Source organism: Xanthomonas sp. SS (genome assembly GCF_014236835.1).
GTDB lineage: Bacteria > Pseudomonadota > Gammaproteobacteria > Xanthomonadales > Xanthomonadaceae > Xanthomonas_A.
The window spans coordinates 1,294,616-1,306,264 of record NZ_CP051190.1 but is presented as its reverse complement, the minus strand read 5'-3'; the positions used below and the strand labels follow the sequence as shown (position 1 = coordinate 1,306,264).

General features: G+C 68.3%; 10 protein-coding genes. 5 read left to right on the top strand and 5 right to left on the bottom strand.

The annotated features are described in order from the left end of the window. Nucleotides 1-28 precede the first annotated feature (28 nt). Nucleotides 29-1,258 (bottom strand): MFS transporter, encoded by a 1,230-nt coding sequence (locus tag HEP74_RS05475; protein ID WP_185815542.1) that lies wholly within the window; start codon nt 1,256-1,258, stop codon nt 29-31. Nucleotides 1,259-1,351: 93 nt separating this feature from the next. Between HEP74_RS05475 and HEP74_RS05470 the strand changes: the two genes are divergently transcribed. After that, nucleotides 1,352-2,131, top strand: a complete 780-nt coding sequence (locus tag HEP74_RS05470) for an AraC family transcriptional regulator (RefSeq protein ID WP_255427894.1) — start codon at nt 1,352-1,354, stop codon at nt 2,129-2,131. A gap of 95 nt (nt 2,132-2,226) precedes the next feature. On the opposite strand, the gene HEP74_RS05465 is transcribed toward HEP74_RS05470, so the two are convergent. After that, nucleotides 2,227-2,598, bottom strand: a complete 372-nt coding sequence (locus HEP74_RS05465; protein ID WP_185815541.1) for a winged helix-turn-helix transcriptional regulator — start codon at nt 2,596-2,598, stop codon at nt 2,227-2,229. Between the two features lie 97 nt (nt 2,599-2,695). Between HEP74_RS05465 and HEP74_RS05460 the strand changes: the two genes are divergently transcribed. Continuing rightward, complete coding sequence (locus HEP74_RS05460; RefSeq protein ID WP_185815540.1) at nt 2,696-3,445, top strand: SDR family NAD(P)-dependent oxidoreductase; 750 nt, start codon at nt 2,696-2,698, stop codon at nt 3,443-3,445. 215 nt (nt 3,446-3,660) lie between these two features. Further along, a complete protein-coding gene (locus HEP74_RS05455; protein ID WP_185815539.1) occupies nt 3,661-3,975 on the top strand; it encodes a PsiF family protein in 315 nt (104 codons plus the stop codon). A gap of 62 nt (nt 3,976-4,037) precedes the next feature. Here the strand turns inward: HEP74_RS05455 and HEP74_RS05450 are convergent, their stop codons facing one another. Both HEP74_RS05450 and HEP74_RS05445 read right to left on the bottom strand, forming a co-directional pair. Further along, complete coding sequence (locus tag HEP74_RS05450) at nt 4,038-5,141, bottom strand: sterol desaturase family protein (RefSeq protein ID WP_185815538.1); 1,104 nt, start codon at nt 5,139-5,141, stop codon at nt 4,038-4,040. Nucleotides 5,142-5,493: 352 nt separating this feature from the next. Beyond that, nucleotides 5,494-6,780, bottom strand: a complete 1,287-nt coding sequence (locus HEP74_RS05445) for an O-acetylhomoserine aminocarboxypropyltransferase/cysteine synthase family protein (protein ID WP_185815537.1) — start codon at nt 6,778-6,780, stop codon at nt 5,494-5,496. A gap of 195 nt (nt 6,781-6,975) precedes the next feature. On the opposite strand from HEP74_RS05445, the gene HEP74_RS05440 reads away from it, so the two are divergent. After that, nucleotides 6,976-7,725, top strand: a complete 750-nt coding sequence (locus HEP74_RS05440) for a hypothetical protein (RefSeq protein ID WP_185815536.1) — start codon at nt 6,976-6,978, stop codon at nt 7,723-7,725. Between the two features lie 102 nt (nt 7,726-7,827). On the opposite strand, the gene clpB is transcribed toward HEP74_RS05440, so the two are convergent. Further along, nucleotides 7,828-10,413: an ATP-dependent chaperone ClpB gene (gene clpB / locus HEP74_RS05435; RefSeq protein WP_185815535.1), complete on the bottom strand. Its 2,586-nt coding sequence runs from the start codon at nt 10,411-10,413 to the stop codon at nt 7,828-7,830. Nucleotides 10,414-10,717: 304 nt separating this feature from the next. Here clpB and HEP74_RS05430 point away from each other — a divergent pair, with 304 nt between their 5' ends. Next, nucleotides 10,718-11,422 carry a glutathione S-transferase gene (locus HEP74_RS05430; RefSeq protein WP_185815534.1) on the top strand — a complete coding sequence of 235 codons (705 nt, stop codon included), beginning with the start codon at nt 10,718-10,720 and terminating at the stop codon, nt 11,420-11,422. Nucleotides 11,423-11,649 lie beyond the last annotated feature (227 nt).

Below are 11,649 nucleotides of genomic sequence, written 5' to 3'. Positions count from 1 at the left end.
AGCACGGTCGCCCCGCTGCGGGCTGCGCCTAGTGCGCCTGCGCCGGCAGCGGACGCCGGCTCGGCAGCAGCGCCGCGACGATGCCCAGCAGCGGCAGATAGGACATCGCCTGGTACACGAACACGATGCCCTCGCGGTCGGCGAGCAAGCCGAGCACCGCCGCGCCCAGCCCGCCCATGCCGAAGGCGAAGCCGAAGAACAGCCCGGAGATGGTGCCGATGCGGCCGGGCATCATTTCCTGCGCGTACACCAGGATCGCCGAGAACGCCGAGGACAGCACGAAGCCGATCAGCACGGTCAGCGCGGTCGCCGCATGCAGGCCGACGTACGGCAGCGCCAGCGCGAACGGCGCCACGCCCAGGATCGACACCCAGATCACCGGCTTGCGCCCGATCCGGTCGCCGACCGGACCACCGATCAGCGTGCCCAGCGCCGAGGCCAGCAGGAACGCGAACAGGTGCAGCTGCGCGCTCTGCACCGACACCCCGAAGCGCTGGATCAGGTAGAACGTGTAATAGCTGCTCAGCCCGGCGATATAGAAATACTTGGAGAAGATCAGCAGCAGCAGGATCGCCATGATCCGCAGCACGGTCTTGCGCGGCAGTGCCGGCGCCGTGGCGACCGGCCGCGGCGCGGCGCGCACCGCCTGCAGGTGCAGCGCGTACCAGCGGCCGACGTAGGACAGCAGGGCGATGCCGAGCAGCGCCGCGGCGCCGAACCAGGCCACGCTGTGGCGGCCGTTGGGCACGATCACCGCCGCGGCGATCAGCGGCCCCAGCGCGGTGCCGGTATTGCCGCCGACCTGGAACACCGATTGCGCCAGCCCATGCCGCCCGCCCGAGGCCAACCGCGCGATGCGCGAGGATTCCGGATGGAAGATCGCCGAGCCGATCCCGACCAGCGCCGCAGCCAGCAGCACCATCGCGAAGCTCGGCGCGTACGCCAGCAGCAACAGGCCGCACAGGGTCGAGGTCATGCCCAGCGGCAGCGAGTACGGCGCCGGGCGGCGATCGGTGCGCAAGCCGATCAGCGGCTGGAACAGCGAGGCGGTGAGCTGGTAGGTCAGCGTGATCAGCCCGACCTGGGCGAAGCTGAGCTGGAACTGGCCTTTCAGCACCGGGTACAGCGCCAGAATCAGCGACTGCATCATGTCGTTGATCAGGTGCGAGGAGGTGATCGCGGCGAGGACGCCGGTCACCACCGGGCGGGGCGCGGCGGCGGCAGGAACGGGGACGGCGGCAGGACGCAAACTCGACATGGCGGACCGGGCAGTGGGGGCACGGCGCGCATGGTAGGCTGGCCCGCTTCGACCTTCCTGCGCAACATGCCCACCACTCGTCGAGAAAAGGACATGGCCAGCGCCGGCGCCGCGCCGCCGCCCGCGCGGAGCATCGACGATGCGCCCGCCGACGTGGTGTGCAAGGCCACCGACTATCCCAGCGAGACCGCCATCGCCCCGCACCGGCATGCGCGCCACCAGTTGGTCTATGCGCTGCACGGGCTGATGGTGGTGCGTTCCGGCCAGGGTCACTGGGTGGTGCCGAGCACCCGCGCGCTGTGGATGCCGGCCGGCACCGTGCACAGCGTGCGCTGCGTCGGCACGCTGGCGATGCGCAGCCTGTACATCCGCCCCGGCGCGATCGCCGGCATGCCCACGCAGCCCACGGTCATGGCGGTGGAACCGCTACTGGAAGCGCTGATCCGCAGCGCCGCCAGCGTGCCCTGGGACCATGCCGCCGAATCGCGCGACGGGCGCCTGATGCGGCTGATCCTGGACGAGCTGCATGCCCTGCCGGCGCTGCCGCTGCACCTGCCGCAAGCGCACGATCCGCGCCTGCTGCGCATCGCTGCCACGCTCGATGCCGACCCCGCCGATACCACCACCCTGCACGCCTGGGCGGCGCGGCTGGGCGTGGACGTCAAGACCATCCAGCGCCTGTGCCGGCGCGAGTTGCAGATGAGCTTCGGCCAGTGGCGGCAGCAACTGCGCCTGCTGCGCGGGCTGGAACGGCTGGCCGCCGGCGACCGCATCATCGACGTGGCGGTCGAACTCGGCTACGACAGCCCCAGCGCGTTCACCGCGATGTTCAAGCGCCAGTTCGGCCAGCCGCCGAGCCAGTTCTTCCGCTAGCGGCGCCGCTGGCGAGAGCGAAGCCGCGGCGCATCGGCGTCGCACGCGCTGCCGGGCCGGCCGACGCCACCGCCCTGCACGGCTGGTCCGCAGGATCAGGCAGCGGATCGAGCTTTGGAAACGACGGACGCGCGGCGTTGGCTGATGCGCTCGACCGTCTGCATGTGTTCGGTGCCCCACACGCACAGACCTGCCATCGCTTCCGCCAGGGATTGCCCGAACGGGGTCAGCGAATACTCGACCTTGGGCGGGATTTCCTGGAAGTCGATGCGCGCAACCACTTCGTCGCGCTCCAGCTCCTTGAGTTGCTGGATCAGCACCTTGTCGGTCACGCCGCCGATGGCGCGGCGCAATTCGCCGTAGCGGTGCACGTTCTTCGCCAGATTGTAGAGAACCAGCGGCTTCCACTTGCCACCGATCACGGCCAGGGCCGCCTCGAGACCGCAATTGAAGGTGGTGTTGGCCATGATCCGATCGCTCCGAAGGTACTTACCTTATGGTGCATACTATTCAAAAGAATAGCCCATATCTACAGTTGCGCCTCGACATTCTCTGGAGCGCATCATGGGCAGGCTCAACGGCAAGATCGCAGTGGTCACCGGCGGCAACAGCGGCATCGGTCTGGCAAGCGCGGTGCGCTTTGCGGCCGAAGGCGCACAGGTCGTCATCGTGGGACGCCGGCAGGACGAACTGGACAAGGCACTGCGCCTGATCGGTGCCGACGCCATCGCCATTCAAGGCGACATTTCGAAGCTGGACGATCTGGACCGCGTCTTCGCCCAGGTCGAAGCCGACAAGGGCCGCATCGACGTGCTGTTCGCCAATGCGGGGCTGGGCGACTTCCAGCCGCTCGGCTCGATCACCGAAGACTCCTTCGATCGCACCTTCGGCATCAACGTCAAAGGCACGCTGTTCACCGTGCAAAAGGCGTTGCCGCTGATGCGCGCCGGCGGTTCGGTGATCCTGACCGGCTCGACCACCGGCACCATGGGCACCCCGGCATTCAGCGTGTACAGCGCCACCAAGGCCGCGCTGCGCAATTTCGCCAGGAGCTGGGCGTTGGACCTGAAAGGCACCGGCATTCGCGTCAACGTGCTGTCGCCCGGGCCGATCTCCACGCCGGGCCTGGACCTCGCGCTGTCCGGCACCGGCCAGCAGCAGGCGATCGTCGACGGCATGATCGCGCAGCTGCCGTTGGGCCGGATTGGCCGGGCGGAGGAAGTAGCGGCGACCGCGTTGTTCCTGGCATCGGACGAGAGCAGCTTCATGACGGGAAGCGAAGTGTTCGTGGATGGCGGGTTCGCGCAGGTTTGATTGCGACTTGGCGGCAGAAGCGCGGCGGCCGATGACCGCAGCGCCTCTGCCGCAGGCTGGAACGGCTGGCTGCCTCATCGACGTGGCGGGCGCGCTCGGCTACGACGGTTCGAGCGCCAGTTCGGGCCGCCCCCCCAGCCAGCCCGTGAGCAGTGTCACGGTTCGGTCAGCGCCGCGGGCGCAGGATGCGCGCACCACCCGACCGGAACACCGCCATGACCCGTTCCATTTCCCTCGCCATGTGCCTGCTGCTGAGCGTGAGCGCCATGCCGCTGCTGGCCGACGCCGCGGCCAAGCCGCAGACCGCGCAGCAATCGCTGATGGCCCAGTGCTCGGCGCAGAACAAGGGCAAGAAAGGCGACGACTACAAGACCGCGCAGAAAGCCTGCCTCAGCGGCGGCAGTGCGGCGCCGGCATCGGGCAACGCCTCGCAGCAGCGGATGAAGGACTGCAATGCCAAGGCGGCCACGCAGAAACTGCAGGGCGACGCGCGCAAGACCTTCATGAGCGGCTGTCTGAAGAAATCGTGATCGGCCGGCGCATGCGCCGTGGATGCGGCCTGCGAACAGGCCGCGTCCAGCGTCTGCCAATGCTAAGCCGCAGGATCGGCGACGCGGCCCGCTGACGCGACGCGGTCGATCTGCACCGTCGCGCGATCGACCGCGACATGCTCGACCGGAACGTGCTCGACCGGGATCGGCACGTAGTCCTCGCTGAAGGCGACCTCGCCCGGCCGCCATCCGGCACGCCGGCGCACCGCGCCCCAGAACCGCTTCAACCCCTCCAGTTGCAGCGCGACCAGGCCCAATTCGTTGTCGCGGTCCACCATCGGATCGCCGACCCCGGTGGGACGCAATGGCTCGCCGTACAACGCGGTGCCGAACAGCACGTCCCAGAATGCGAACACCTGGCCGAAATTGCAGTTGTGCAGGTTCGGCCGCTGCGGATCCACGCGCATGTGGTGCAGGCGGTGGAAGCGCGGATCGACCAGGAGCTTGTCCAGCACCGGCCCGAACCCGAAGCGCACATTGGCGTGCGACAGGTTCTGCACCAGTTCGCCGAGCAGCATCAGCCAGGCGAACTCGTCGGCGGCGATGCCGAACGCCACGCCCACCGCGGCCAGCACGAACGATTGCAGCGCGCCGTCCAGGTAGTTGCTGCGATCGTTGGCCCAGCAACTGAGCTGGCGCTGGCTGTGGTGCATGCTGTGCATCGCCCACCACCACGGCAGCCAGTGCTGCACGCGGTGCATCCAGTAGTAGGTAAAGTCGTAGGTCAGGTAGTACAGCGCGAACAGCGCCAGCGGATGCCGGTCCAGCCATGGCCAGGCGTGGCGCAGGCCGGAGGCAGGCGCCGACGCGGCGCTCGCATCGGCACCGCCCAGCGCATTGGCCAGCGGGGTCAGGATCAGCAACGAGAACAGCGGGAACACGCCGACCAGCATCAGCCAGGTGTAGTGGAAATCGATCCTGGCCAGGCGCCGATGCTCCCAGCGCTCGGCCGGCCACAGGCTTTCCAGCGGGCGCAACAGCAGGCCGATGATGCACAGCTGCAAGGCCGCGATCAGCAACGAGGCGGCGATCTCGCGCGGATCGTCGCTGAGTCCGGTCAGGTGCAACGCCGCCAGCAGCGGCGCCACCGCATGCTCGGCCACCGCGGCGACGACGACAGACCAGGTATGCGCGATGGACAACATGACGACGGCTCCTGGCCTGCGGACACGACGACGCCGGCGCGGCTGCCGGGCATCTGGGCGTGTCGTCCATCCCCGCGCAGAGCGCGCCGACAACGGAGCTGCGGCGTGGACTTGGCAGGCCACCGTCTGGCGGCGCGCGGCGCGACCCGACCGCCCAGTCTGGCGCTACGCCGCGCACCGCCCGCCGACGGCCTGCCAAACCCCGACGCGACCCGCTCGAGGATGGACGACACGCCTTAGCGTGGCGGCCGATCCTTTCGCCTGGCTGTCCGCGCGCGGGTGCACGCTGTCGGGAGCGATCCTCCAGGCGGCGGCGTCCACGTCGCCGCTGCCGCCATGGAGCGGGCCGGGATCAGGCCTGCGCCAGCGCCTGCCGCAGGTCGGCGAGCAGATCGTCGATATGCTCGATGCCGACCGACAGCCGCACCGTGTCCTCGCTGACCCCGCTGCGTTCCAGTTCCTCTGGCGACAGCTGCCGGTGCGTAGTCGAGGCCGGATGCGTGGCCAGCGATTTCGCATCGCCGATGTTCACCAGCCGGGTGAACAGCTGCAGCGCGTCGAGGAAGCGCGCACCAGCGGCGCGGCCGCCGCGCAGTCCGAAGGTGAGCACGCCCGAGCCGTGTCCGCGCAGGTATTTCTGCGCCAGCGCATGCTCCGGATGCCCGGGCAAGCCGACATAGTTCACCCACTCCACCTTGGCCTCGCTCTGCAGGTGCCGGGCTACCGCCAGCGTGTTCTGGTTGATCCGGTCCATGCGCAGCGGCAGCGTCTCGATGCCCTGCAGGATCTGGAACGCGTTGAACGGCGACAGCGCCGCGCCGGTGTTGCGCAACGGCACCACCCGCGCGCGGCCGATGTAGGCCGCCTCGCCCAGCGCCTCGGTATAGACCACGCCGTGGTAGCTGACGTCCGGTTCGTTGAGGCGGCGGAAGCGCTGCGCATGCGCCGCCCACGGGAACTTGCCCGAGTCCACGATCGCCCCGCCCAGGCTGGTGCCGTGCCCACCCAGGTACTTGGTCAGCGAATGCACCACGATGTCGGCGCCGAAGTCGATCGGCCGCAGCAGGTACGGCGTGGGCACCGTGTTGTCGACGATCAGCGGCACGCCGTGCGCATGCGCGATCGCGGCGACCGCTTCCAGGTCGGTGACGTTGCCGCGCGGATTGCCGATCGACTCGACGAAGATCGCCTTGGTGCGCGCGTCGATCAGCCCGGCGAACGCGCCGGGATCGCGGTAGTCGGCGAAGCGGGTTTCGATGCCCGACAGCGGCAGCGTATGCGCGAACAGGTTGTAGGTGCCGCCGTACAGCGCGCTGGAGGAGACGATGTTGTCGCCGGCCTCGGCGATGGTCTGGATCGCATAGGTCACCGCGGCCTGCCCGGAGGCCACCGCCAGCGCGCCGATGCCGCCTTCCAGCGCGGCGATGCGCTGCTCCAGCACGTCGGTGGTGGGATTCATAATGCGGCTGTAGATGTTGCCCTGCACCTTCAGGTCGAACAGGTCGGCGCCGTGCTGGGTGTCATCGAAGGCATAGGCCACGGTCTGGTAGATCGGCACCGCCACCGCGCGCGTGGTCGGATCGGGGCGGTAGCCGCCATGTACGGCGATGGTTTCCAGCTTCCAGTTCGGGTCGGACATGGGCGGGTCTCGGCAAGAGGAGCCGAGACGATAGCGCCCTGCGCGGCACGGAATGCAAACCTGCGGTTATGAGGCCATGCCGCTGGGTTGTCAGCGCGTTCGACCCGGGCGCTTGTGCGACTGAGCAGTGGCGCCGATGCGGCGGTGTGCAAGCGCCTCGTATCATTGGCTGGTCCGCACGCAGGAAGCTCCCCGATGAAACACGCCGCCATCCGCTCGTTCTCGCTGCTGCTCCTGGTCCTGCCGGCGTTCACGCGGGCTGCGCCGCCGTCCTACGTCATGGAGCAATGGAGCCAGCCAGCCAATTGCGAGACGCCGCAGCGACGGCATGCTGCCGATCACGCGTCCGGCGCCGGCGTTTCCGCGCAGGTCCTGACCCAACGCTATCTCGGCGTGCTCGACGAGGTGATCGCCGGCGACGAGGCGGCCTTGAAGTTCGCCCATCTGTGCGATCGCTTCGACGTCGATTTCTTTCCTGGCGTGCTGCCGCCCGCACGCGCCGAGCCGTGGAATCCCTCGCCGCCGCAACCGGTCGGCAGCGTCTTCTTCGCATCCGTGGACGCGCCGGGCTCAACGTTTCAGCAAAGGCTCGAAGCGACCTACACGCCAGAACAGGCGTCGCTCGCGCTGTCCATCAGTTCGCACGAGGACGCCCCGGTGTTTGCGGATGACGAGCCGGGATACCGCTATCGCGACATGGGCCAGGCATGCCCGTTGCGGCTCGGCCAATTGGCGGAAAAGCTCGCCGCTGCCGGATTCTCCAAACAGTACGACTCCCTGGAGCCGCCCAGCGGGCAGTTTGCGGAATCCGACTACGGCGTCAGCGCCAGCTTCCAGCGCGGCAACGTTGCCGTCGAAGCGAGCCTGCAGGGACGGTTCGTCGAACAACGCGCCCATCCCGAGGCGGCGTGCGTGGCGGAAATCACGCTGTCCCTGGAAAAATAGGCACCACGTACCGCTACCTGCAGCAAGCCGACGCCGGAATGATGGCCGGCGTCGACTTCGCGGACCTGACGGCGAGGGAGCGAAACAGCGCTTCGCCGTGCCTCAGGTCTTCTCGAACGTCAGGCGCCCACCTTCGGCGCCGACATGGATGGTATCGCCGCTGAGGAACTGCCCGGACAGGATCTGCTGCGCCAACGGGTTCTCCAGCTGCGACTGGATCGCGCGCTTCAGTGGCCGCGCGCCGTATACCGGATCGAAGCCGACGTTGCCGAGCAGTTCCAGCGCGCGGTCGCTGAGTTCGATCTTCAGCCCGCGCTCGGCCAGGCGCTTGTCCAGACCACCCAGTTGGATGCGCGCGATCGACTTGATCTGCGCCTTGTCCAGCGGATGGAACACCACGATGTCGTCCAGGCGGTTGATGAACTCCGGGCGGAAATGCGCCTGCACCACGCCCATCACCGCCGCCTTCATCTGCGTGTAGGCCTCGGCCGAGCCGTCGCCGCTCAGTTCCTGGATCTGGTGCGAGCCCAGGTTCGAGGTCATCACGATGACGGTGTTGCGGAAGTCCACGGTGCGGCCCTGGCCGTCGGTGAGGCGCCCGTCGTCGAGCACCTGCAGCAGGATGTTGAACACGTCGCTGTGCGCCTTCTCCACCTCGTCGAGCAGGATCAGCGAATACGGCCGGCGCCGCACCGCCTCGGTCAGGTAGCCGCCTTCCTCGTAGCCGACGTAGCCCGGAGGCGCGCCGATCAGCCGCGCCACCGAATGCTTCTCCATGAACTCGCTCATGTCGATGCGGATCATCGCCTCGCTGCTGTCGAACAGGAACTCGGCCAACGCCTTGCACAACTCGGTCTTGCCGACGCCGGTCGGGCCCAGGAACAGGAACGAGCCGCTGGGCCGGTTCGGATCGGACAGGCCGGCGCGCGAGCGTCGCACCGCATCGGACACCACTTTGATCGCCTCTTCCTGGCCGACCACGCGCCGGTGCAGTTCGTCCTCCATGCGCAGCAGCTTGTCGCGCTCGCCCTCGAGCATGCGGTTGACCGGAATGCCGGTCCAGCGCGACACCACCTCGGCGATCTCCTCGGCGGTAACGCGGTCCTGCACCAGCTTGAAATCGTGATGCTCGGCATCGCCGGCCGCGGCCAGCTGCTTCTCCAGGTTCGGCAGCAGGCCGTACTGGATCTCGCTCATCTTGGCGTAGTCCTGGCGGCGCTGCGCCGCTTCCAGCTCGACCCGCGCCTGCTCGATCTGCTCCTTGATCCTGGTCGCGCCCTGCAAGGTGGCCTTCTCCGAGCGCCACACTTCGTCGAGGTCGGAGAACTCGCGCTCGAGCTTGTCGATGTCGCTTTCCAGATCGGCCAGACGCTGCCGCGAGGCCTCGTCCTTTTCCTTCTTCAGCATCTCGCGCTGGATCTTGAGCTGGATCAGGCGCCGCTCCAGGCGGTCCAGTTCCTCGGGCTTGGAGTCGATCTCCATGCGGATGCGGCTGGCGGCCTCGTCCATCAGGTCGATGGCCTTGTCCGGCAGCTGGCGGTCGGCAATGTAGCGGTTGGACAGCGTGGCCGCGGCGACGATCGCCGGGTCGGTGATCTCCACGCCGTGGTGTACCGCGTAGCGCTCTTTCAGTCCGCGCAGGATCGCGATGGTGTCCTCCACCGTCGGCTCGCCGACGAACACCTTCTGGAAGCGCCGCTCCAGCGCCGCGTCCTTTTCGATGTACTTGCGGTACTCGTCCAGCGTGGTGGCGCCGATGCAGTGCAGCTCGCCGCGCGCCAGCGCCGGCTTGAGCATGTTGCCCGCGTCCATCGCGCCGTCGGCCTTGCCGGCGCCGACCATGGTGTGCAGTTCGTCGATGAACAGGATGACCTGGCCTTCGGTCTTGGACAGGTCGTTGAGCACGCCCTTCAGCCGCTCCTCGAACTCGCCGCGGAACTTGGCGCCGGCGATCAGCGCGCCCATGTCCAGCGACAGCACGCGGCGGCCGCGCAGGCCTTCGGGCACTTCGCCGTTGACGATGCGCTGGGCCAGGCCCTCGACGATGGCGGTCTTGCCGACGCCGGGTTCGCCGATCAGCACCGGGTTGTTCTTGGTGCGCCGCTGCAACACCTGGATGGTGCGGCGGATTTCCTCGTCGCGGCCGATCACCGGATCCAGCTTGCCGCTCTCGGCACGCGCGGTGAGGTCGATGGTGTATTTCTCCAGCGCCTGGCGCTGGTCTTCGGCGCCTTCAGACTGCACCGTCTCGCCGCCGCGCAGCTTGTCGATGGCCGCTTCGAGCTTCTTCTTGTCGGCGCCGGCGGCGCGCAGCGCCAGGCCCAGCGCGCCGGCATCGTCGGCCGCGGCCAGCACGAACCACTCGCTGGCGATGAACTGGTCGTTGTGCTGCTGCGCCAGCTTGTCGGTCTGGTTGAGCAGCCGGCTCAGATCGTTGCCGATCGACAGGTTGCCGGGCTGACCGCTGACCTTGGGCAGCTTGTCCAGCGCCTCGCCCAGCCGCTCGCGCAGCACCGGCACGTTGACGCCGGCCTGCGCCAGCAGCGGCCGGGTGCTGCCGCCGGACTGGTCGAGCAGCGCGGTGAAGACGTGCACCGGCTCGACGATGGTGTGGTCGCGGCCCACGGCCAGCGACTGGGCGTCGGCCAGCGCCTGCTGGAAACGCGACGTGAGCTTGTCCATCCGCATCGGGAAGTTCCTCTGGAAAGGGGGCCGGCCGCGCCGGCATGCTAGTCAAATGCGGTTGGCGCGGCATGTTTCAAGGCCGCGGGGCTGTCTGTATACGTCTGCGCCGCCTGGCGGACCGCATGGCGAAGGGCTCCGCGCCGTGCGCTGCGACGGCTGCGATGCGCGCGTGCCATGCCGGGGCCGCTGGCCGGCACAGCACCCTAATCCTGCGCGCGGTTCCCTGGCCCAGTCGCAGCACGGTCACACGCCGCTACCGCTACAGCCCCTACCCTCGGCGTTCGAACCTTCCCGCACAGGAGCCGCAATGCACTACGACCTCTACTACTGGACCGGCATCCAGGGCCGCGGCGAGTTCGTGCGACTGGCGCTGGAGGATGCCGGCGCGGCCTACCGCGACGTCGCCCGCGAGGAAGGCGACGCGGTGCTGCAGCCCTTTCTCGACGGCGAGCAGCCGGGCGCGCGGCCGTTCGCGCCGCCGTTCCTGAAGGCCGGGCGGCTGGTGATCGCGCAGGTCGCCAACATCCTGCACTACCTGGGTCCCTCGCTGGGGCTGGTGCCGGACAGCGAGTCGCGGCGCATGCAGGCGCTGCAATTGCAGCTGACCATCGCCGACCTGGTGACCGAGATCCACGACAGCCACCATCCCATCGGCAGCGCGCTGTACTACGAAGACCAGAAGCCGGAGGCGCGGCGCCGCGCCGAGGACCTGCGCAGGCAGCGGCTGCCCAAGTTCCTCGGCTATTTCGAACAGGTCATGAGCCAGGGCGGCGGGCGCCATGCATTGCGCGAGCATTCCTACGTGGATCTGTCGCTGTTCCAGCTGATGAGCGGACTGGACTACGCGTTCCCCAGCGCGATGAAGAAGCTCTCGCCGAAGCTGCCGCAACTGCGCGCGCTGCAGCAGCGCGTGTCCGAACGCCCGGCCATCGCCGCGTATCTGGCGTCGGAGCGGCGCCTGCCGTTCAACGACAACGGGATTTTCCGGCGTTATCCGGAGCTGGATGGGTGATGACTGCAGGCCTTCGGCATCGACACTTGGTCGACGGCATGCGGTTGCCGTCTTCGTTTGTCGCGGCTGAAGCCGCTCCTACAGGATCTGAGCACGCGCTGGCCGGATGCACTGTAGGAGGGACTTCAGCCCCGACCGTTTCCGGAATCGGCCGGCTTACAGGCTGCGTTCGTCGCGGCTGAAGCCGCTCCTACACGAGCTGTGCGTGCGCTGGCCGGGTGCACTGT

Bases quoted from the DNA above. Each gene is read 5' to 3' on its own strand.
- HEP74_RS05475 (WP_185815542.1), bottom strand. From the start codon at position 1,258: ATGTCGAGTTTGCGTCCTGCCGCCGTCCCCGTTCCTGCCGCCGCCGCG.
- HEP74_RS05470 (WP_255427894.1), top strand. From the start codon at position 1,352: ATGGCCAGCGCCGGCGCCGCGCCGCCGCCCGCGCGGAGCATCGACGAT.
- HEP74_RS05465 (WP_185815541.1), bottom strand. From the start codon at position 2,598: ATGGCCAACACCACCTTCAATTGCGGTCTCGAGGCGGCCCTGGCCGTG.
- HEP74_RS05460 (WP_185815540.1), top strand. From the start codon at position 2,696: ATGGGCAGGCTCAACGGCAAGATCGCAGTGGTCACCGGCGGCAACAGC.
- HEP74_RS05455 (WP_185815539.1), top strand. From the start codon at position 3,661: ATGACCCGTTCCATTTCCCTCGCCATGTGCCTGCTGCTGAGCGTGAGC.
- HEP74_RS05450 (WP_185815538.1), bottom strand. From the start codon at position 5,141: ATGTTGTCCATCGCGCATACCTGGTCTGTCGTCGTCGCCGCGGTGGCC.
- HEP74_RS05445 (WP_185815537.1), bottom strand. From the start codon at position 6,780: ATGTCCGACCCGAACTGGAAGCTGGAAACCATCGCCGTACATGGCGGC.
- HEP74_RS05440 (WP_185815536.1), top strand. From the start codon at position 6,976: ATGAAACACGCCGCCATCCGCTCGTTCTCGCTGCTGCTCCTGGTCCTG.
- clpB (WP_185815535.1), bottom strand. From the start codon at position 10,413: ATGCGGATGGACAAGCTCACGTCGCGTTTCCAGCAGGCGCTGGCCGAC.
- HEP74_RS05430 (WP_185815534.1), top strand. From the start codon at position 10,718: ATGCACTACGACCTCTACTACTGGACCGGCATCCAGGGCCGCGGCGAG.